Raw genomic sequence first — 18,939 nt, 5'->3', positions numbered from 1 at the left:
GGCCGCCTCAGCGCGAGGTCGCCCCCGCCCCCAGCACGGCCAGCCACCCGCCGCGGCCGACCTGGTTGGCGCGGCCGGTCTTCACCAGGCGGTAGCCGGCCGGGACGCTCCGGGGCCTCGTCGACCACGGGCCGATCGTCGCCGGGCGGGCGCGCGTGACGACCGGCTGGCGGAAGCCCGCGACCACGGCGAGCCAGCCGCCGCGGCCCACCGGGTTCGTGCGGCCGGTCTTCACCAGCCGGTAGCCGGCCGGCACCCGCTTGGGCTTGGTCTTCCAGGGGCCGATGGTGGCGGGCAGCCGCGGCGGCGCCACGACGTCCCGGGCCGCGTAGCGCTCGACCCCGCGGCCGATCGCCTCCGCGATGCGCTGGCGCACGTCGGGGCTCGCCAGCAGCAGCGCCTCGGACGGGTTGGTCAGGAAGCCGCCCTCCACGAGGATCGCCGGCATGCGGGTGTGGCGCAGCACGTAGAAGCCGGCGCTCTTCACCCCGCGGTCCGGCAGGCCCAGCGCGGCCACCACGGCCGCCTGCACGTCGCTCGCCAGCACCCGCGCCGCGGCGCTCGAGTAGTAGTAGTGGAACGTCTCGGTGCCGCTGGTGGTGGCGCCGAGCGCGTTGTTGTGCACCGACACGAACAGCTCCACGCCGGCCTCGTTGGCCATGTCCACCCGCGCCTTCAGGTCCGCCCCGGTGGTGGTGAACGGCCGGTCGCCGCCGGCGAGGTCCCCCGTGCGGGTCATGAGGGTCCGCGCCCCGCGCGCCCGCAGCCAGGCGTCGAGCCGCACGGCGATGTCGAGGTTGACGTCCTTCTCGTACAGCACGGTGCGGCCCTGCGCGTCGGCCCGCGGCGTCATCCCCGTGGGCGTGCCGGCGGGCAGGCGGCCCACGGCGCCGGTGTCGGCGCCGCCGTGGCCGGGATCGACCGCGACGCGGGGCAGCGCGGCGGACGCCGCGGCGGGCACGGCGAGGGTGGCGAGCGCGGCTGCGAGGAGGGCGATGCGGCGTGCGAGGCGCGGGATGGGACGTCCCCTTCGTTCGGTGGCGGGGGCGGAGCGCGCGCATCGTAGCCCCGGGGGGCACCCCGCCCAACGAGGCCGGGTCGCGCGGTCCGCCTCCATCGTTTCGGCAGCTCCGGGCATGGGCAATACCTCTGTGCATCAGCAGGACGCCACGCGCTCCCGCCGATGCATGTGGTGCTGGACAGAGCCACAGCGACGCCCGGAGGGCACCCGGGCGCATCGCACACAGAGAGAGCGCCGCGGGCACCGGCGCTCTCTCACGTGCGTGCGCGTGTCGACGTGCGTCCGGAGGCGGCCGTAGGCTGCCCGCATGGACCACCCCATCCGCCTCCACGTCACCGACGACCTGCGGCGCACGCGCCTGACCGTCGCGTTCCGCATCATCCTCGTCATCCCGCACGCCATCTGGCTGGCGCTGTGGGGCATCGTGGTGGCCCTGGCGGCGATCGTGAGCTGGTTCGCGACCCTGTTCGCCGGCAGGACGCCCCAGGGGCTGCACGACTTCATCGCCCAGTTCCTGCGCTACAGCGCGCAGGTGTCGGGATACCTGTTCTTCCTGGCCGACCCCTACCCCGGCTTCCTCGGCGACCGGCCCTACGACGCCGACCTGGCGATCGCCCCGCCGGCGCCGCAGAACCGGTGGAAGACGGGCTTTCGCATCGTGCTCGTGATCCCGGCGCTGATCGTGGCGCAGGTGCTCGGGTACCTGCTCGAGGTGCTCGGCATCATCGCCTGGTTCGCGTGCCTGTTCACGGGCGCGATGCCCCTCGGGCTGCGCAACCTCGTGGCCTGGATCATCCGCTTCACCGCGCAGACGCACGGCTACGCGCTGCTGCTGACCGACCGCTACCCGAGCTTCTCCACCGACGTCGAGGCGTAGGGGGCCGCCGGACCGCCCGTCACCCGCCCGGTCGTCCGGCCACCACGACGACCGCCTCCGCGGGCAGCGCGATGCCGGCGCCGTCCGGCTCGGCGAGCGACTCGACGTGCGCCGCGAGCGCCTCCCGCACCTCGGCCTGGGCGCGCGCGTCCAGCCGGTTGGCGAACAGGCCCCACAGCGGGCCCGCGGCGATCGCGGTCTCCACGGCGTCGGCCACGCCGGGGAAGCGCATGCGGGCGTCGAGCGCCCGCGCCTCCACGGGCTCGAGGCCGGCCTCGCCGAGCATCCGCGGCAGCACGCCCGGCAGGCCGTAGAAGAACATCATCGGGCAGACGGCCGAGTAGTACTCCGCCCGGCTCTCGATGAGCTCGATCACGGGCACGAACCAGACCCGCGCCGCCCGGCCCCACACCACGTTGAGCACCCGCCCGCCCGGGCGCACGACGCGGGCCATGTGCCGGACGGCCGCCGTGGCGTCGTAGCAGTACATGAGCCCGAAGCTGCACGTGACCACGTCGAAGGCGGCGTCGGGCTGCCCGAGCCGCTCGGCGTCGTCCACCGCGAAGGCCACCCCGGGGCGGGCGCCGTGGCGCGCGGTCGCGCGCTCCACCATCGCGGGCGCGAAGTCCACGCCGAGGGCCTCGCCGCCGTCGAGCCGCTCCGCCAGGGCGACGGTCGTCAGCCCCGGGCCGCAGGCCACGTCCAGCCCGCGCCCGCCCGCCGGGGCGGCCAGCAGGTCCAGCCCGGTGGCGGTGAGGTGGGCGGTGCGCTCGGCCCAGGCGTCCTCGTAGGCGTCGGCCACCCGCCCCCACGCGTTCCGCAGGCCGGCCTTCTCCGCGGGCTCGCCCATCGCGCCTCCTCGACGACCGGCCGAGCGTAGCGCCGGGGCGGGTCGCGGGGCCAGCCCCCGGCGGCCGGCGCCACGGCGGCCCGCGGCGCCGCTACCCGTCCGGCGGCGGCCCGGGGGCGACGACCGCGACGGCGGCGCGCTCGCGGCGGGCGGCGAGCACCTCGCGCACCACGACCTGCAGCGACCCGGCGACCGGGATCGCGACGAGCGCGCCCACGATGCCGGCGAGCGCGGCGCCGAGCAGCACCGCGATGAGGATCGCCAGCGGCGACAGCTGCACCGTGCGCCCGTAGATCACCGGCTGGAGCAGGTGGTTCTCGATCTGCTGGTACACGATGAGGACCGCGACGACGATCAGCGCGGCCCAGACGCCCTCCGTGAGCGAGACGGCGCCCACGATCGCCGTGGCGAGCGACGCGCCCACCAGCGGGATGAGGTCGAGCACTGCCACCACGAGGGCGAGCGGCACCGCGTACGGCACCCCGGTCGCGCGCAGGACCGCCCAGGCGACCACGCCCGCGATGAGCGTGATCAGCAGGTTCCCCTGCACGTAGCCGCGGATGGTCACGGTGACGCCGCCGAGCGCTCGGGCCACCCGCGGGCGCGTGGCCGGCGGCACCAGCTCGAGCGCCGACTCCACCAGCCGGCGGCCGTCGCGGAGCATGAAGATCGTGAGGAAGAAGACCGTCACCGCGCCGACGACCGCGGTGACGAGGCCGCGCAGCAACCCGATGGCGGGCGAGGTGAAGCCGAGCACCGTGGCGCCGTCGGTCTGGGCGGCCGCCTCGCGCGCCCGCTCGACGAGGCCGTACTCGCGCTCGAGGAACCCCAGCGGCCCCCGCCCGCGCGCCATCTCGTCGAGGGCGTCCGGCACGGCGCGGACGAGCTCGGTGGTCTGCGCGATGAGCGGCGGGATCAGGGCCCAGGCGAGCAGCCCCATCGCGCCGAGGGCGAGCACGGCCACGACCGTCACCGCGGGGGCGTTGGGCATCCCGCGCCGCTCGAGCGCGTCGACCGCCGGCATGAGGGCGACGGCGAGGAACGCGGCGATCACGATCCACGAGACCACCTGCCAGGCGCTGAGCAGCACCCAGACCACCGTGCCGACGAGCAGGATCGTGCCCAGCAGGACGACGATCGTGAGCGGCCGCACGACCACCTCGCGCGCGGGCGCGCGCCGGATGGCCTCGGAGAGGCTCTCGCCCTCGGACGGCGGCGCGACCTCGCGCATGCCGCTCCTCTACCCACGGCCACGCCGCCCGCACCCGCGCCCGTCGCCCTCGTGCACCGGCCGGCCAGGCCCGCGCCGTGCGGCCCGGGGCGCGGCGGCCGCCGATGCGCCGGAGGTGCCGGTTTCCCGCAGCCGCCACCGGGGGGGACCGGACGCGCCCGCCGCCCGGCGGGAGGACGCTCGTCCCATGACCCGTGCCGCCCTCGCCGCCCTCCTCGTCGCGGGCGCGCTCGCCGCCCCGCCGGCCGCGCAGGCCGTCCCGGCCTCGGGGACGCTCGTCGCCGTCCGCGGCCACGGCGACGACGCCGACCTGGTCCGGGTCGCTGCGGCGGGCGGGCCGGTGCGGGTGATCACCGGCGGGCGGGGGATCGACGGCGAGCCGTCGTGGTCGCCCGACGGGCGCCGGATCGCGTTCTCGCGCACCACGGACGGCGGCCGCCGCTGGGAGATCCATGCGGTGACGGCCGACGGCCGCCGCATCGTGCGCGTCACCCGCGCGGGCGGTTTCGCGCTCGACCCGGCGTGGTCCCCCGACGGACGCCTGATCGCGTTCGCCGGCGACGGCGGCCGCATCGAGTCGACCGGGTGCTCGTCGGCCGTGTGGGTCGTGCGCCCCGACGGCACGGGGCTGCGCCGGCTGCTGCGCGACGCCTACGCGCCCGCGTGGTCGCCCGAGGGACGGCGCCTGGCGGTCACGCGCGACGACGCGCGCGGCCGGCCGCGCGTGCTGATCGCCCCGGCGGCCGGCGGACGGGCGCGCCCGCTGACGGCCGGGGCGGCGCCGAGCTGGTCGCCGGACGGGCGCCGGCTCGTCGTGGCGCGCGACGGCGACCTGTACCTGGTCGACGCCGACGGCACGGGCGCGTACCGCCTGACGCGCACGCCGTGGGCGGAGCTCGACCCGGCGTGGTCGCCGGACGGCCGCTGGATCGCGGTGTACGCCGTGCGCCACGGCCGGCAGGATCTGTACCTGGTCCCCGCGGCCGGCGGACCGGCGCGGCGGATCACGCGCTCGGGGCCGGACGCGGGGATGTACGCGCCCGCGTGGCGGCCGGAGGCGGGCGGGCCGCGCTGAGCCCCCGGGCGGGGCCGCGTCGCATCGCGCCGCGCCCGCTTGCATCGGGGCCGGGCCGGTACGAACATGCGTTCCCCCATGGCCCGGACCCCCTACGTCGAGCTCCACGCCCACTCGGCCTTCAGCTTCCTCGACGGCGCCTCGGCCCCCGAGGAGATGGCCGAGGCGGCGGCGCGGATGGACCACGCCGCGCTCGCGCTCACCGACCACGACGGCCTGTGCGGCTCGCTGGCGTTCGCGCACGCGGCGCGCGCGTGCGGGGTGCGCCCGATCACGGGCGCCGAGCTCACCCTGCGCGACGGCTCGCATCTCACGCTGTTGGCGGCCGACGCGCGCGGGTACGCCAACCTCTGCCGGCTCGTCACGATCGCCCACCGGGACACGCGGCCGCCGCCCGACCGGCGCCCCCTACCGCCCGCGCTCGACCGCGACGCGCTCGGCCCCCACGCGGCGGGCCTCGTGTGCCTCACCGGCTGCGCCCGCCACGGCCTCGTGCCGCGGCTGGTCGCGGCGGGCGAGCGGCGGGCCGCCCTCCAGGCCGTGCGCGACCTGGCGCGCGACTTCGGGCCCGGCAACGTGCACGTGGAGATCCAGCGCACGATGACCCGCGGCGACCGGCGGCTGGCGCGGGACCTCGTCCGCCTGGCCGAGGCCGCCGGCGTGCCGGCGGTCGCCACCGGCGACCCGCACGCGCACGCCCCCGAGCGCGCGCTGCTGCAGGACGCCTTCGTCGCGATCCGCCACCGGCTGACGCTCGACGGCTCGGAGGAGCATCGGCGCGGCAACCGCCAGGCCGTCCTGCGGCCGCCCGCGGAGACGGCCGCCCGCTTCGCCGACCACCCCGAGGCGGTCGCCCAGAGCGTGCGCATCGCCGAGCGGCTGGAGTTCGACCTCACCCGCGACCTCGGCTACCGCTTCCCCGACTTCACGGGGTCGCACCCCGGGCAGACGGCGCAGGAGGCGCTCGCGGCCCTGTGCGTCCACCAGCTCGGCGCGCGCTACCCCAACGCCCGCAGGCGGGCGGCGGCCCGGCGGCGGCTCGACGAGGAGCTCGCCCTCATCGCCCACCACGACCTGGCCGGGTTCTTCCTGCTCCACCGCGACATCCTCGAGCTGGCCCGCGAGGTCGCGCTGACCGTGCGCCCGGCGGGCTCGGCGCGCCGCTGGCTGCCGCCCGGGCGGGGGCGCGGGTCGTCGGTCGGCTCGATCGTCTGCTACCTCACCGGCCTGTCGCACATCGACCCGGTCGAGAACGGGCTCTTCCTGGGCCGCTTCCTCAACCGCGACATGGCGTCGGTGCCCGACATCGACCTCGACTTCCCGCGCGACGTGCGCGAGCGGCTCATCGAGGAGGTGATCCGCCGCTACGGCCACCAGCACGCGGCGCTGGTGGCGGCCTTCCCCACCTTCCGCATCCGCATGGCCATCCGCGAGCTCGGCGCCGCGCTGGCGCTGCCCGAGGCCGACATCGAGCGCCTGGCGCGCCTGTCCGACGGCTGGTCGTCGGCGCGGGCGGTGGAGGAGGAGATCGTCCGGCTGCCCGACGGCGCCGCCAAGCTCGCGTCGCCGCGCTGGCGGGCGCTGGCGTACCTGGCGCGCGAGGCGGCCGGGCTGCCCCGGCACCTGTCGCAGCACTCGGGCGGCATGGTGGTGAGCGCCCGTCCGCTGGTCGAGCTGGTGCCGGTCGTGCCGGCGGCCTTCCCCGGCCGGCAGATCTGCCAGTGGGACAAGGACTCCTGCGCCGACGCCGGCTTCGTGAAGATCGACCTGCTCGGGCTGGGGATGCTCTCGGCCGTCGAGGAGTGCGTCGACCTGGTGGCGCGCTCGCGCGGCGAGAGCGTCGACCTGTCGCGCATCGGGTTCTCCGACCCCGAGGTCTACGACGAGATCCAGGACGCCGACACGGTCGGCGTCTTCCAGATCGAGAGCCGGGCCCAGATGCAGAGCCTGCTCCAGACGCGCCCCGAGAACCTCGACGACCTCACCGTCCAGGTGGCGCTCATCCGCCCCGGGCCGGTGAGCGGCGGCGCGGTCCACCCCTACGTGGCGCACCGCAAGGCGCTGCGCGCCGACCCGTCGTTCGAGGTGCCCTACGACCACCCGCTGCTGGCCGGCGTGCTGCGCGAGACGCTCGGGGTGGTGGTCTTCCAGGAGCAGGTGCTCGAGGTCGCCATGGCGCTCGCCGGCTTCACCCCCGGCCAGGCCGAGGCCCTGCGGCGGGCGATGAGCCGCAAGCGCAGCCGCGAGGCCATGCTGGACCTGTGGCGCGACTTCCGCGACGGCGCCCGCGCGCGCGGCGTCGACGACGAGACCATCCGCACCGTGTTCACGAAGCTCGTCGGCTTCTCGAACTTCGGCTTCCCCAAGGCGCACTCCTCGGCGTTCGCCGTGCTCGCCTACCAGAGCGCCTGGCTGCGGCGGCGCTACCCGGCCGAGTTCCTCGCGGCCCTGCTCAACGCCCAGCCGATGGGCTTCTACCCGCCCGCGAGCCTCGTGCGCGACGCGCAGCGGCGCGGCGTGCGGGTGCTGCCGCCGTGCATCGCGCGCTCGGGCGCGCTCTGCGCGATGGAGGACGGCGCCGTGCGCGTGGGCCTGGGCTACGTGCGCGAGGTGCGCCGCGAGGCCGCCGAGCGGCTGGTGGACGAGCGCGAGCAACGCGGGGGCTTCCGCGACGTGGCCGACCTGGCCGCGCGGGCGGACCTGCGCCGCGAGCAGCTCGCCCAGCTCGTGCGGTCGGGGGCGTGCGACGTGCTCGGCCGCCCGCGCCGCGAGATGCTCTGGGAGCTCGGCGTGCTCGCGCGGCCGCGCGCCGGGGCGGGGGGCGTGCAGCTCGCGCTGCCGATCCCGGCCGGGCCCGCGCCGCCGCTGCCGGAGCTGACCCGCTTCGAGCGCACGGTGACCGACTACGAGACGACCGGCCTGTCGACCGGCTGGCACCTCGTCACCCTCGTGCGGCCCGGTCTGCCGCCCGGCACGCGGACCGCGGCCGACCTGCGCGCGACGCCGGACGGCACCCGTGTGGCGGTGGCGGGCATGGTGGTCGCCCGCCAGCGGCCGGCGACGGCCAACGGCATCGTCTTCCTGCTGCTGGAGGACGAGACCGGGATGGTCAACTGCATCGTGCGCCCGGAGGTCTACGAGCGCCACCGCTCGGTCGTGCGCGCCGACCCGCTGGTGCTCGTCCGGGGGCGGCTGGAGCGGCGCGACCGCAACCTCAACGTCCTGGTCACCCGCCTGGAGCGCATCGAGCCGCCGGCCGAGGAGGCCCTCGAGCCGGCCGGCGCGGCCGCCGAGATGGCCCGCCTGCGCGCCGCCGCCCCGGAGGGCCAGAACTTCGGGTACGGCCGGCGCTGAGGGCGCTGGCGCGGGGGGCGCGGCCGTGGGACGATCCCGGCGCCATGCCACGGCGGCCGCCCGCGGCGCGCCGCCCCGCGACAGGAGCCCCCCATGCTCTGTGCGCTCACCGTGCGCCGGCTGCGGGCCGGCGTCTCGCTCGACGACTTCGAACGCGCCTGGCGCCTGGACGCCATGCCGCCCGGGTGGGTCCGCGCCTACACCGTGCGCCGCCTGGAGGACCCCGCCGAGATCGTCTCGTTCGGCTTCTTCGACGGCTCCATCGACGACCTGCGGCGGTCGCAGCGCGAGTTCGACTACGCCGGGCAGCGGCGCCGCACCGACGAGCTCGTGGAGTCGACCGGCGCCGACGGCGTCTACGAGGTGGTGCTCGAGCAGGGCGGCTGACCCCGCCGCCCCGGGGCCGCCGGTAGCCTGCCCCCGTGGCGTACCTGATCGCGGCGGGCGTGGTCATCGGGCTGACGATCACGCCCCTCCCGGGGCCGCCCTCCTGGCTGGTGATCACGTACCTCAGCCTCGAGCTCGACGCCGAGCCGGCCGGGATGGTGCTCGCCGGCGCCGCCGGGGCCACCGCCGGCCGCACGGCGCTCGCCGTCTGGACCCGCGCCCTGGGGCCGCGCCTGATGGGCGCCGGCGGGCGGGCGAACGTCGACTACCTCGCCCGCCACCTCCACGGCCGCGCCACGACGGCGGGGGTCTGGGGCGTCCTGGCGCTCTCGCCGCCGCCGTCGGGCGCGCTCTACACCGCCGCCGGGGTGCTGCGCGTCGCGCTCCCGGTCGTGGCCTCGGCCTGCTTCGCCGGGCGGCTGGTCACGTACGCGCTCGGCGTGGCGCTAGCCGGCTCGGCGGCCGACGAGCTCGCCGACCGCATCCGCGACACCGCCGGCCCGTGGTCGGTGCTCCTCGGCGTGACGGCGGTCGCCGCCGTGCTCTGGGCGCTCGTGCGCGTCGACTGGCGCCAGCTCGTGGAGGCGCGGCGGGTGCGGTTGCGCCGGGAGCGCCGGTGAGGCCGGCGACCCGGCCCGGCGATCGCCGTGGCACCCCGCGGTGACGGGCGGCACCCGTCCCCGCGGGGTGCCTCAGGGCTGCGCCAGCAGCATGCCGAGCGTCAGCCCGACCCCCCACAGCGACAGCGAGACGATGCCGAGCACGAGGCCGGCCACGGCGAGGCCCCGGCCGCCCATCCGGCCGCCGGCGGCGCGGATGTCGTCGAACGCGAACAGGGCGAGCGCGATGGCGGGCGCGGCGAGCACGGGGACCAGCACGCCGACGATGCCGAGCACGAGGCTGGCGACCGACTTGCCGGACCCCGGCGTGGCCACCCCCTCGGGCGCCGGCGCCGTGACCGGCACGCGCAGGAACCACAGCGCGATCGCCGTGCCGGCGAACAGCAGCAGCGAGCTGGCGAGCATCATCCACCCGGCGGGGCCCAGGCTCACGTCGAGGCCCGTGAAGAGGTCGTCGGAGGTGCGGAAGCCGATGACCGCGAACGCCACCAGCAGGGCGAAGGTGCTGGACACGGCGACGCCGGTCACGCGGGCCCAGGGCCACGGCGCGGCCGCCGCGGCCAGGCACAGGAACGCGGCGACGATGCCGATCCAGGCGCCGCCGGCGACCTCGATGCGGCCCAGCTCGCCCTGCTCCACGGCCGTGGAGCCGTTGGTCGTACCGGTCAGCACGCCGCCGACGGCGGCCACGACGAACCCGAGGCGCCCGACGAGGGTGAGCGGGTAGGCGCCGGGCGCGGCGCCCTCCCCGGGCGCGGGCGGCGGGTCGGCCGCCGCCGGTGCCGCGACGGCCGGCGGCGCGGGCGGCAGCCCGGCGACGGGCTCCACGGCCGTGCCGCCGTCCTCGCTCACGTGCTCGGTCCAGCGCGTCCCGTCCCAGTAGCGCAGCCGTCCCTCGCGCGTCGGATCCGCGTACCAGTCCGCCGCAGCCGCCATCCGCCCCCCCGTGGTCGTGGTCTGCGGCAACCTACCGGCCGCGGGGGCGCGCCAGGGGCAGGCCGTCGCACCGGCCCCCCGGGCCGAGCCGGTGGCGCGCGGCCCGCGCGACCTCGGCGATCAGGCCATCGCCCGCCGCGTCGGTGACGCCGCGCGCGCTCCAGGTCATCACCGCCACCGCCACCGGCCCGCTGCGCAGGTAGACGATGCCGCCGTCGTGCTTCACCTCCCGGGTGTAGCCGCTCTTGTGGGCGACGGGCACGGCGTCCGGCAGGCCCGCCCGCAGCTTGGTGGCGTCGCGGACGTCGAGGAGCCGGGCGAGCAGCTCGGCGCGCGCGGCGGCCGCCCCGATGCCGAGCCGCGCGACGCCGCCGCGCCCCACCGCGCCGCGGTGCACGGCGACCATCAGGCGGGCGAGCTCGTACGGGGTGGTGACGAAGTTCGTGAGCAGCGCCGGGGCGGCCTCGACGGTGACCGGCAGCGGGTGCCGGGCGTCCTCCACGATGTACGGCCGCCGCACCAGCGAGCGGCCGAGCCCCAGCCGGCGCAGGGTGTCGGTGACGCCGGCGGCGCCCGCCTCGCCCGAGCCGCCGCCGAGGGCGGCGAGCACCCGGTTCGCGGCCCGGTCGTCGGAGTCGATGACCATCCGGTCGAGCAGGCCGCGCAGCTCGCGGGCCCGGCCCCTCCGCACCGCGTCGACCAGGATCGCCGCCTTCAGCGTGCTGGCCGCCGGGAACCGCGCGTCGGCGTTGCGGGCGGCCCCGCAGCCGGTCACCAGGTGCTGCGCGTAGACGCCCGCGATCGCCGGCAGGCGGGCCACGAGGCCGTCGACGTCGCGCTGCAGCCGCCGGTCCACGAAGCCGGGCACCCGGCCCGCCCGGCGCGCCGAGGGCGGCAGCACGCGCACCCGCACGGTGGCCGACCAGCGGCTGCCGCCGCGGCCCGTGGCCCGCACCCGCACCGCCCGGGCGCCAGCGGGCACCGGCACGGACATGCGCCGCGGGCCGGCCGGCACCCGGCGCCGGTGCGTGATGCGGCCGTCGGCCTGCACCTCGACGCGGCTCGTGCCGGGTCCGAGGCGCACCGCGATGCGCCCGAAGCTCACCGCCGGCGCCGCCACCACGGGCGGCGGCGGAGCGGCGTGGGCGATCACGGGTGGGCCCGCACCATGGGCTCGAGCAGCCGCTCGATCTCCGCGCGCGCCTGCTCCACCACCGCCCGTGCGCGCTCGCGCGACGGCCCCTCGGCGGGCACCGGCAACGGCTCGCCGATGGCCACCAGCACGGGGCCGCGGCCCACGGGGCGCCGCCCGCGCAGCACCTTGTGGGTGCCCCAGATCGCGGCCGGCAGCACGGTGACGCCGGGCGTCAGGGCGAGGTGGCCCGCACCCTCGCGGAACGGCCCCATCCGCGGCCCCCAGCTCGGCGTGCCCTCCGGCCACACGATCACGAGGCCGCCGGCCTGCAGGCGCTCGCGCGCGTGGCGCAGGGCGCGCAGGTCGGAGCGGTCCAGGCGCACCGGGAACGCGCCCAGCGCGAAGAGCAGGGTCGCGAGCCAGCGCCTCGTGAAGTGGCGGGCGTCCGCGAGGTACTCCGCCCGGCGCGGCATCACGGCCATCGCGAGGGCGGGCGGGTCGATGTCGGCGAGGTGGTTCGCGATCACCAGCACGCCCCCCTCGCGCGGCACCCGGCGCCGCCCCGCCGCCCGGTAGCCGAGCAGCCACGGCGCCGTCACCCACAGCAGGACGCGCCCGAACCACCAGATCGGCGCCCAGACGCCCCCGCGGACCGGCCGCCAGTGGACCTCGTCCGCCGGGTCGCTCACCCGCCGTCGGGGCGCTCGACGACCATCGCGATCCCCTGCCCGCCGCCGATGCACAGCGATGCCAGGCCCAGGCGGGCCTCGCGGCGGCGCATGCCGTGCAGCAGGGTCGTCAGCACGCGGGCGCCCGAGGCGCCGATCGGATGGCCCAGGGCGATCGCGCCGCCGTGGACGTTGACCCGCTCAGGGTCCAGCCCGAGGCGCCGCGAGACCGCGAGCGACTGCGCGGCGAAGGCCTCGTTCAGCTCGATCAGGTCGACGTCGGCCAGCTCGGCGCCGGCCCGCGCCAGCGCGGCCGGGACGGCCTCGACCGGCCCCATCCCCATCACCCGCGGCGCCACCCCGGCCCACGCGTGCCCACGCACCACGGCGAGGACGGGGGCCCCCGCCTCGCGCGCGGCCTCGGCGCTCATCACCACCACGGCGGCGGCGCCGTCGTTGATGCCGGACGACGTGCCGGCGGTGACCGTCCCCTCGCGGTCGAAGGCGGGCCGCAGGCGCGCCAGCCCCTCGAGGGTCGTGTCGGGCCGCGGGAACTCGTCGCGCTCCACGACCACCGGGTCGCCCCGGCGGGCGGGCACGCTGACCGGCGCGACCTCGTCGTCGAACGCGCCCGCGGCGATGGCCTCGGCGGCCCGCTGCTGGCTGACCAGCGCGAACGCGTCCTGGTCCTCGCGCGAGACCTCGTGCTCGGCGGCGACGTTCTCGGCCGTCACGCCCATGTGGACGTCGCACATCGCGCACCACAGGCCGTCGTGCACCATGGAGTCGACCGCCGTCGCGTCCCCCATCCGCGTGCCGGCGCGCATGTCCAGCAGGTGGGGCGCGCGCGACATGCTCTCCATGCCGCCGGCCACCACGACCTCGGCGTCGCCGGCGCGGATCGCCTGCACGGCCATCGCCACCGCGCGCAGGCCCGACCCGCACACCTGGTTGACCGTCGTGGCGGGCACCGACTCGGGCAGACCCGCGGCGAGCGCCGCCTGCCGCGCCGGGTTCTGGCCCAGCCCGGCCTGCAGGACGTTGCCCATCAGCACGTCGTCGACGCGCCCCGGGTCGACGCCCGCGCGCCGGACGGCCTCCTCGATGACGCGGGCGCCGAGCGCGGTCGCCGACACGGACGCGAGGCCGCCCATGAACGCGCCGATCGGCGTGCGGACCGCGCTCGCGATGACCACGTCACCCATGGGCGCCTCCCGGCGCCGGCGGCGCGGGCATGCTGCGGCGGGCCGGGGCCGCGATCAGGCCTGGAAGCTCTTCCCGCAGCCGCAGGCGGCGGAGGCGTTCGGGTTGTTGATGAGGAACCCGGCCCCCTGGAAGCCCTCCTCGTAGTCGAGCTGCACGCCGAGCAGGTAGGGGACGCTGAAGCGGTCGACGATCACGCGGACGTCGCCGTCCTCCACCACCTCGTCGCCCTCGGCGGGCGCGCTCAGCGAGAGGTCGTACTCGAATCCCGAGCAGCCGCCCGGCACGACCTGCACCCGCAGGCCGGCCTGGGGGTCAGCCTCGGCCGCGATGAGGCTGCGCAGCTTGTCCTTCGCCTCCGGGGTGAGCGTCAGCATCTCGACCTCGCATTCGGAACGCCGTGCCTCGTCGAGTGTGGCAAAGGCCCCGGACGCCCGCAACCTCGTTCGCCCGTTAACGACCCCCGGCGGTGTACCCTCGGCGCGTGGACCCGCACCGCACAGCGGCCCGGCGCCGCTCGCCGCTCGCGCGCGCGTTCGCCGACCGGCAGGGCGACCTGCGCACGCCCGTGCTCGCGGGCGCCGTGGTCGGCGTGGCCGTCCTGCTCACGCTGGGCATGTTCATCGCCCTGCTCGCCGCGGGGGCCGGCAGCCCGGGCGTGCTGGCCGCCTGGGTCACCGCGGCCTTCATCTTCATCAAGCTGCCCCTGCTCGGCGTGGTCTGGTGGATCCTCATCCGCCGCCGCGACGCGGAGGGGGGCGGCGGGTGGACCAGCCGCGAGTGCCGGGAGATCCTGGACTACCTGGAGGCCCAGGCGCGCGAGGCGGTCGGCAGGCCCGACGCCGCGGCGCGGCTCGCCTACTTCGCCCGGGAAGCGTGGCACGTGGCCGACACGGCGGCCGACACCGACACCCCCGCCGCCGTCGACACCGCCGTGCTCATCGAGGGGATGGCCGCCGAGGCCGGCGCGCCGGTGGAGCGCCCGGCCGGGCGGGGCGCACCGCGTCCCGCGGGGCCGGAGCCCGCCGCGTAGCGCGACCGCGGCGCGCGCCCTGCGTCGCCCGGCCCCCGGGCGGGTAGACAGGGCGCGTCAGCGCAACCCGACAAGGAGGCCGCGTGGGCACCGCACCACCTCCCGACGACGACTTCGACCCGCAGGTGGAGCAGCAGCGCGCCGAGCTCGAGCGGGGCCTGGAGGACGAGGGCTTCCGGACGGTCGACGGCGCGGGATCCGACGAGCCGCTCGACCCGGCCATGGTGCCGGTCATCGAGGGCGGCGGCGGGGTCGCGGAGGGCTTCGAGCAGTCGGAGGCCGAGCTCGTCGACAACGCCGAGCAGGGGCCGCTCGACGGGACCGAGCGCATCCTGGAGGACGCCGGCGAGCCCGAGGCCGAGGCGGCCCGGGGGACGTACGGCGACCCCGACCAGGAGCGCGTCCACGAGGGCGGCGAGAGCGAGCACGCCACCTGATCCGCCCGCGCCGGCCCCCGCGGGGGCCGGCGCGGGCGCGGCCTACCGCAGCCGCGACACCCAGTCGGGCGGCACCCGCCCGGCGGGACCGGGCACCGGCTGGTCGGGCGGGTGCTCGCGCGGCGGCGCGAGCGCCGGCCCGCGCACGTACCGCTCGTCGGCGTAGGACCAGAACCAGTCCTCGCCCGGCTCGAAGCTCTGCGCCACCGGGTGCCCGGTGGCCGCCGCGTGGGCGCTCGCGTGCCTCGACGGCGACGAGTCACAGCAGCCGACGTGCCCGCACTGCGCGCAGCGGCGCAGGTGGAACCACCAGCCCTCGCCCTCGCCGGCGAGGCACTCGGCGCAGCCGGGGCCGCTCGGCGGCACGTCGGGATCGATCCCCGGCACGGCGCTCATGACCCCTCCCCCGCGCCGCCCGGCGCGGCCGCCCGCAGCAGCTCCGTGAAGCGCTCCGCGTTGCGCAGGGCGTGGTCGCGGGCGTTGTTGTTGAACTGCAGCGCCCGCGCCGCGAGAACGGCTTGGCTATGCGGTTCGCACTCTTCGATGACCACAGCCGGGCCAATGCTGGACCAATCGAATCCATCCTTCGGCGTGAAGTGGTTGTGACTCATCTAATTCCTGGGGTTGGCTTCTCATGTTCAGCCCGCTGGCGATGGAGAGGCTATGAGCCCGAGGCTCCGCGATCTCCCGAATGATGAGCGAGCTCGCCTGTCGGCGGGCTTCGTTCTTAAACTACGTGCGCTCGTCGAGGACCATATGACGTCGCACGCTGTGGCCGCGAACGGCCCATCCCGTGGCGAGCGGCGGGCCGCGAAGAAGGCATCGCGGGCCGAGTTCTCCGACCTACTCGACGCCCTGAAGGCACTCGGGCTCTCGGAGCGCGAGGCGCGGGTCACGGCTCTCGCTGCCTATGAATCAGCGTCGCGCACTAACCCGCCGATCAGCGATATCGACAGCCTGCGGGTCGTCGCCGGTTCAGCATCCACGGCGATCCTGAACAGCCTCCATGCGGGCGGCTACCTCGACCTCGAAGAAGCCGTCGGGTACATGAAGGAACAGTCGCCCGATAACGCCGGACGAGCGATCGACGAGCGACGGCGAGCTGTCGCGACCGCGCGGAAGGAACGGGCTCAGCGCGACCGTCGGCTGCCAGGCTGAAGTCGCCGCCTATGCTCGCTGACCTGCCCGCCACGCCTCCATGCGCTCGCCCGCCGTGGAAACCTCGGCAGGCAGAGCGTGTCCGTAGAGCCGCAGCACGAGTGCCGCGTCGACGTGCCCGAGCAGTTCGGCGACGGCATGGACAGTGAGCCCCGCCGCAAGCCAGAACGTCGCGGCCGTGTGACGGAGGTCGTGCACGCGTAGCTCCGGTGCGCCCGGCCGCCTCGCGCACCCGCTCCCACGCCCGGCGATGCGAGCGCCAGAAGACTCGCCCCCCGACGCCCGAGCGCGGAGCGGCAATCCGATGGCGGCGCAGGCGAGAGGCGAGGTCCGGGCCGATAGGGACCTCGCGCGTTCGCCGGCTCTTGGGCTCCACGATCTCGCCAGAGCGGTCACGCGTGCCCTTCACGATGACAACGCCTCGCTCGTCGAGCCGGTCGCGATCGATGAGCGCTCGCACGACGGCCGACGGGGTGATGCCGCGCTCTCGTGCGCGGCGGTCCAGGTGCGAGACCTGGTCGGGCGTCAGCCGGTGCGTGAACTGATTGACCGGTTAACAGTGTACGACACCGGGCGGTCGGAGCGGTTTCTTCCGCCGTGAGTCCCCCACCGCACCGAGCCCGGGAGCGCGGGCGCTGTGATCCACCCCCCCTGCTCAAGACCCCATGGAGCGACCCCGTACTTGCGGGAAGCGCGCCGCTAGGCCGAGGGGGCCTAAGAGTCGAGAAACCCTATGGCGCGCCGACGAGCATGGCGCGCAGGGCAAGCGGCAACCCCGCGCCGGAAACGGCGGAGAGGTCGAAGTTCGAGTTGTTGAGGTAGTCCTCGACGAAGTCGTTGACCTGGATGGCCGTGACCGTCCGACCGGTCAGCGGGCACTCGATCTTTACGCTCCCGCCGTCGGGCGCGACCTTCTTGTCGTCGCTGATCACGAACTCGGCCTGCGCCTCGATCGCGCTGTGGATCAGGAAATTGTCGTCGGGGTCCCCGAGGCCGTAGTCCCTCACGTCACCAGCCGAGTACGGGGGCACGATGAACGGCGTGACAGCGAGGAGGGCGCGCCGGTACGTCTTGGCGTCGTCCGGCGACGCGCCCCAGATGTGGCCGCGCTCCAGGATCTTCCCCTCGACCTCGTCGAACAGCAGCGGGCACGCCGTCATGACGAACTCCGTCGGGGTGACGGCCGGCATGAACTCGTCCAGGATCGTACGAGCGTCCCCGGCGTTCTGGATGAGAGTCTCAACGGGCAGGCCCCCGGTGGACGCCCCGGGGATCTCCGCCGTGATCGCGTTCATCGCCTCCTGTTCCGCTCTCCCGATCAAGGCGTGGTACGCCGCGACGGCGCTGTAGGCGAGCACGGTCAGGAGCTGCCGCCGGCGGCCCCCCGGGGCCAGGAGTGCCGGCAGCAGCACGCTCGTGTCCATGACGACCAGCCGCACGCTTCGCCCTTCCTCTAGTCCTTGAAGATGTCCATCACCTGCTCCTCGGTGAGCTTCACAGCCGCCGTGCGCTGATCGAGGTCTGCGAGCTCGCTCGCCAGATCAAAGTTGCCCGTGAGCGTCCGCAAGAGCCCCGCGAGGGGGATTCGGAACGTCGGGCGTTCCCCGGCCGCCGGAAGCCGGACGTACGGGATCCGGTCCTCTGCGATCCACTGCGTGATCGTCCTCTGGCTGACACGAAGGAGATCAGCCGCCTCCTTCGTGGTCAGCAGCTGCGGACGCGAGCCGGTCAGCTGCGGCACCTTGGTCGCTCCTCCCATTCATGCGGCGCATCGTAGCGCTATGCGCGGATGCTTCGCTATGTGCGTTGTATTCGTTGTATGCGTTCGTATGCGTGTTTCTCGCAAGGTACCCGATTGCGCCCGGTCCACGCCAGTGGGCCGACGAAGGCTTAACCGTCCCGCATACCGGCCAAGAGCGGGCGGTCGCCGCGCCGCATCGCTGGATAGCGTCCTCGACTTCGTGGGCCAATCCTGGGCCAATACTGGCCCGAATTGCTGGCCCACGCGCCATTGTGCGCGGGCCAGCACCCGGGACGCCGTCAGTCCGAAACCCGTTCCTTTGCAGCGGAAATCAGCTCGCCGAACCGCTCCGCGTTGCGCAGGGCGTGGTCGCGGGCGTTGTTGTTGAAGACCACCGCCACCTCCTGGGCGCGCTCCGCCATCTCGAGCACCGGGTCGACCCACTCCTCGAGCTCCTGGTCCGAGTAGCGGTAGTCGAAGCGCTCCGCCACGGTGCGGCCGGTGTTCCACGAGGCCGCGTTGCGGCCGTGCAGCCGCACGTAGGCGAGCGCCGGGCTCGTGACCTCGACGATCGTGGGCATGACGTTCCTCGCATCGCTGCGCGGGGCGTCGACGCACACCCAGGCGGCGTCGTGCTCGCCGAGGAGCTCGGTGGTGACGGCCACCTCGGCGGGCTCGGCCCACGAGCGGTGGCGGAACTCCACCGCGGCCCGGGCCGGGCGCAGGCGGCCGAGGATGCGGGCGAGCTCGGCGCGCTGCTCGTCGCCGGCCACGACGAAGGGCGGCAGCTGGACCAGGATCGCGCCCAGCTTGTCGCCGAGCGGCCCGCAGGCCTCCAGCAGCGCGTCGATCACCGCGTCGCGCAGCTCGCGGCTCGGCCGGCGGATGCGCCCCCGGGAGTCGGCGCCGAAGGGCAGCTCGCGCAGGGGCGGCGGCAGCCGCGCCGGGTCGGACGGGTGCCCCGAGACGACCTGGTGGGCCTTCACGTGGAAGCGGAAGTTCTGGGGCGTGCGCTCGGCCCACGACGCGGTCGTGTCGACGGTCGGCAGGGCGTAGAAGGTCGCGTTGACCTCGACCATCGGGAACCGCGACGCGTAGTGGCGCAGGCGCCCCTCGGCGTCGTCCTTCACCTCGGCGGGGTACCAGCCCGCCTTGATGAACTCGGGGTCGGTCCACGAGGCCGTCCCCACCCGCACGTCGCGCCCGGACACGG

Annotated in this window: 22 protein-coding genes; 8 read left to right on the top strand and 14 right to left on the bottom strand. The window is 76.0% G+C overall.

Going from position 1 to position 18,939, the window contains the following annotated elements; all coding sequences use genetic code 11:
- Nucleotides 1-7: 7 nt before the first annotated feature.
- Entirely contained in the window at nt 8-961 is a 954-nt protein-coding gene (locus ITJ85_RS07190; protein ID WP_217915674.1) for an N-acetylmuramoyl-L-alanine amidase family protein, read from the bottom strand.
- 367 nt (nt 962-1,328) lie between these two features.
- Here ITJ85_RS07190 and ITJ85_RS07185 point away from each other — a divergent pair, with 367 nt between their 5' ends.
- Nucleotides 1,329-1,898 (top strand): DUF4389 domain-containing protein, encoded by a 570-nt coding sequence (locus ITJ85_RS07185; RefSeq protein WP_217915673.1) that lies wholly within the window; start codon nt 1,329-1,331, stop codon nt 1,896-1,898.
- 19 nt (nt 1,899-1,917) lie between these two features.
- On the opposite strand, the gene ITJ85_RS07180 is transcribed toward ITJ85_RS07185, so the two are convergent.
- A complete protein-coding gene (locus tag ITJ85_RS07180) occupies nt 1,918-2,748 on the bottom strand; it encodes a class I SAM-dependent methyltransferase (protein WP_217915672.1) in 831 nt (276 codons plus the stop codon).
- A 91-nt stretch (nt 2,749-2,839) separates the two neighbouring features.
- A complete protein-coding gene (locus tag ITJ85_RS07175; RefSeq protein WP_217915671.1) occupies nt 2,840-3,979 on the bottom strand; it encodes an AI-2E family transporter in 1,140 nt (379 codons plus the stop codon).
- A gap of 187 nt (nt 3,980-4,166) precedes the next feature.
- On the opposite strand from ITJ85_RS07175, the gene ITJ85_RS07170 reads away from it, so the two are divergent.
- The 4 genes from ITJ85_RS07170 to ITJ85_RS07155 all read left to right on the top strand — a co-directional run bounded on the left by ITJ85_RS07170 (nt 4,167) and on the right by ITJ85_RS07155 (nt 9,415).
- Complete coding sequence (locus tag ITJ85_RS07170; protein ID WP_217915670.1) at nt 4,167-5,054, top strand: TolB family protein; 888 nt, start codon at nt 4,167-4,169, stop codon at nt 5,052-5,054.
- Nucleotides 5,055-5,132: 78 nt separating this feature from the next.
- Nucleotides 5,133-8,408 (top strand): DNA polymerase III subunit alpha, encoded by a 3,276-nt coding sequence (locus tag ITJ85_RS07165; protein ID WP_217915669.1) that lies wholly within the window; start codon nt 5,133-5,135, stop codon nt 8,406-8,408.
- A 93-nt stretch (nt 8,409-8,501) separates the two neighbouring features.
- Complete coding sequence (locus ITJ85_RS07160; RefSeq protein ID WP_217915668.1) at nt 8,502-8,795, top strand: hypothetical protein; 294 nt, start codon at nt 8,502-8,504, stop codon at nt 8,793-8,795.
- Nucleotides 8,796-8,830: 35 nt separating this feature from the next.
- The gene (locus ITJ85_RS07155; RefSeq protein ID WP_217915667.1) at nt 8,831-9,415 is read left to right on the top strand and encodes a hypothetical protein; all 585 of its coding nucleotides are present in this window, start codon (nt 8,831-8,833) and stop codon (nt 9,413-9,415) included.
- Nucleotides 9,416-9,487: 72 nt separating this feature from the next.
- Here ITJ85_RS07155 and ITJ85_RS07150 read toward each other — a convergent pair whose 3' ends face one another.
- The 5 genes from ITJ85_RS07150 to ITJ85_RS07130 are packed head-to-tail and all read right to left on the bottom strand — an operon-like array spanning nt 9,488 to nt 13,734.
- Nucleotides 9,488-10,351 carry a DUF2510 domain-containing protein gene (locus ITJ85_RS07150; protein WP_217915666.1) on the bottom strand — a complete coding sequence of 288 codons (864 nt, stop codon included), beginning with the start codon at nt 10,349-10,351 and terminating at the stop codon, nt 9,488-9,490.
- Nucleotides 10,352-10,382: 31 nt separating this feature from the next.
- On the bottom strand, nt 10,383-11,504 hold the full coding sequence (locus tag ITJ85_RS07145) for a serine hydrolase (RefSeq protein WP_217915665.1): 1,122 nt from the start codon (nt 11,502-11,504) through the stop codon (nt 10,383-10,385).
- The gene (locus ITJ85_RS07140; RefSeq protein WP_217915664.1) at nt 11,501-12,175 is read right to left on the bottom strand and encodes a lysophospholipid acyltransferase family protein; all 675 of its coding nucleotides are present in this window, start codon (nt 12,173-12,175) and stop codon (nt 11,501-11,503) included. Before ITJ85_RS07140 ends, ITJ85_RS07145 begins: the two co-directional genes overlap by 4 nt.
- Nucleotides 12,172-13,359 carry an acetyl-CoA C-acetyltransferase gene (locus tag ITJ85_RS07135; protein ID WP_217915663.1) on the bottom strand — a complete coding sequence of 396 codons (1,188 nt, stop codon included), beginning with the start codon at nt 13,357-13,359 and terminating at the stop codon, nt 12,172-12,174. Before ITJ85_RS07135 ends, ITJ85_RS07140 begins: the two co-directional genes overlap by 4 nt.
- Before the next feature lie 54 nt (nt 13,360-13,413).
- Complete coding sequence (locus ITJ85_RS07130) at nt 13,414-13,734, bottom strand: HesB/IscA family protein (RefSeq protein WP_217915662.1); 321 nt, start codon at nt 13,732-13,734, stop codon at nt 13,414-13,416.
- A gap of 107 nt (nt 13,735-13,841) precedes the next feature.
- Here ITJ85_RS07130 and ITJ85_RS07125 point away from each other — a divergent pair, with 107 nt between their 5' ends.
- Both ITJ85_RS07125 and ITJ85_RS07120 read left to right on the top strand, forming a co-directional pair.
- Nucleotides 13,842-14,390 carry a hypothetical protein gene (locus ITJ85_RS07125; protein ID WP_217915661.1) on the top strand — a complete coding sequence of 183 codons (549 nt, stop codon included), beginning with the start codon at nt 13,842-13,844 and terminating at the stop codon, nt 14,388-14,390.
- 83 nt (nt 14,391-14,473) lie between these two features.
- Nucleotides 14,474-14,827 (top strand): hypothetical protein, encoded by a 354-nt coding sequence (locus ITJ85_RS07120; protein ID WP_217915660.1) that lies wholly within the window; start codon nt 14,474-14,476, stop codon nt 14,825-14,827.
- A 42-nt stretch (nt 14,828-14,869) separates the two neighbouring features.
- On the opposite strand, the gene ITJ85_RS07115 is transcribed toward ITJ85_RS07120, so the two are convergent.
- Together ITJ85_RS07115 and ITJ85_RS07110 are read right to left on the bottom strand one after the other, a co-directional pair.
- Nucleotides 14,870-15,223: a UBP-type zinc finger domain-containing protein gene (locus ITJ85_RS07115; protein ID WP_217915659.1), complete on the bottom strand. Its 354-nt coding sequence runs from the start codon at nt 15,221-15,223 to the stop codon at nt 14,870-14,872.
- Complete coding sequence (locus ITJ85_RS07110) at nt 15,220-15,438, bottom strand: hypothetical protein (protein ID WP_217915658.1); 219 nt, start codon at nt 15,436-15,438, stop codon at nt 15,220-15,222. Before ITJ85_RS07110 ends, ITJ85_RS07115 begins: the two co-directional genes overlap by 4 nt.
- 52 nt (nt 15,439-15,490) lie before the next feature.
- On the opposite strand from ITJ85_RS07110, the gene ITJ85_RS07105 reads away from it, so the two are divergent.
- Nucleotides 15,491-15,985: a hypothetical protein gene (locus ITJ85_RS07105; RefSeq protein WP_217915657.1), complete on the top strand. Its 495-nt coding sequence runs from the start codon at nt 15,491-15,493 to the stop codon at nt 15,983-15,985.
- A gap of 9 nt (nt 15,986-15,994) precedes the next feature.
- Here ITJ85_RS07105 and ITJ85_RS07100 read toward each other — a convergent pair whose 3' ends face one another.
- The 4 genes from ITJ85_RS07100 to ITJ85_RS07085 all read right to left on the bottom strand — a co-directional run bounded on the left by ITJ85_RS07100 (nt 15,995) and on the right by ITJ85_RS07085 (nt 18,937).
- Nucleotides 15,995-16,183, bottom strand: coding sequence for a tyrosine-type recombinase/integrase (locus tag ITJ85_RS07100; RefSeq protein WP_217915656.1), 189 nt, complete (start codon nt 16,181-16,183; stop codon nt 15,995-15,997).
- A 533-nt stretch (nt 16,184-16,716) separates the two neighbouring features.
- Nucleotides 16,717-17,424, bottom strand: coding sequence for a hypothetical protein (locus ITJ85_RS07095; RefSeq protein ID WP_217915655.1), 708 nt, complete (start codon nt 17,422-17,424; stop codon nt 16,717-16,719).
- A gap of 14 nt (nt 17,425-17,438) precedes the next feature.
- A complete protein-coding gene (locus ITJ85_RS07090) occupies nt 17,439-17,726 on the bottom strand; it encodes a helix-turn-helix domain-containing protein (protein ID WP_217915654.1) in 288 nt (95 codons plus the stop codon).
- 299 nt (nt 17,727-18,025) lie between these two features.
- Nucleotides 18,026-18,937 carry a DUF72 domain-containing protein gene (locus ITJ85_RS07085; protein ID WP_217915653.1) on the bottom strand — a complete coding sequence of 304 codons (912 nt, stop codon included), beginning with the start codon at nt 18,935-18,937 and terminating at the stop codon, nt 18,026-18,028.
- Nucleotides 18,938-18,939 lie beyond the last annotated feature (2 nt).

The organism is Miltoncostaea marina, assembly GCF_018141525.1.
GTDB lineage: Bacteria > Actinomycetota > Thermoleophilia > Miltoncostaeales > Miltoncostaeaceae > Miltoncostaea > Miltoncostaea marina.
This window is presented reverse-complemented; position numbering and strand designations above follow the sequence as displayed.

Bases quoted from the DNA above. Each gene is read 5' to 3' on its own strand.
- ITJ85_RS07135 (WP_217915663.1), bottom strand. From the start codon at position 13,359: ATGGGTGACGTGGTCATCGCGAGCGCGGTCCGCACGCCGATCGGCGCG.
- ITJ85_RS07130 (WP_217915662.1), bottom strand. From the start codon at position 13,734: ATGCTGACGCTCACCCCGGAGGCGAAGGACAAGCTGCGCAGCCTCATC.
- ITJ85_RS07185 (WP_217915673.1), top strand. From the start codon at position 1,329: ATGGACCACCCCATCCGCCTCCACGTCACCGACGACCTGCGGCGCACG.
- ITJ85_RS07170 (WP_217915670.1), top strand. From the start codon at position 4,167: ATGACCCGTGCCGCCCTCGCCGCCCTCCTCGTCGCGGGCGCGCTCGCC.
- ITJ85_RS07165 (WP_217915669.1), top strand. From the start codon at position 5,133: ATGGCCCGGACCCCCTACGTCGAGCTCCACGCCCACTCGGCCTTCAGC.
- ITJ85_RS07105 (WP_217915657.1), top strand. From the start codon at position 15,491: ATGAGCCCGAGGCTCCGCGATCTCCCGAATGATGAGCGAGCTCGCCTG.
- ITJ85_RS07180 (WP_217915672.1), bottom strand. From the start codon at position 2,748: ATGGGCGAGCCCGCGGAGAAGGCCGGCCTGCGGAACGCGTGGGGGCGG.
- ITJ85_RS07175 (WP_217915671.1), bottom strand. From the start codon at position 3,979: ATGCGCGAGGTCGCGCCGCCGTCCGAGGGCGAGAGCCTCTCCGAGGCC.
- ITJ85_RS07150 (WP_217915666.1), bottom strand. From the start codon at position 10,351: ATGGCGGCTGCGGCGGACTGGTACGCGGATCCGACGCGCGAGGGACGG.
- ITJ85_RS07110 (WP_217915658.1), bottom strand. From the start codon at position 15,438: ATGAGTCACAACCACTTCACGCCGAAGGATGGATTCGATTGGTCCAGC.
- ITJ85_RS07115 (WP_217915659.1), bottom strand. From the start codon at position 15,223: ATGAGCGCCGTGCCGGGGATCGATCCCGACGTGCCGCCGAGCGGCCCC.
- ITJ85_RS07160 (WP_217915668.1), top strand. From the start codon at position 8,502: ATGCTCTGTGCGCTCACCGTGCGCCGGCTGCGGGCCGGCGTCTCGCTC.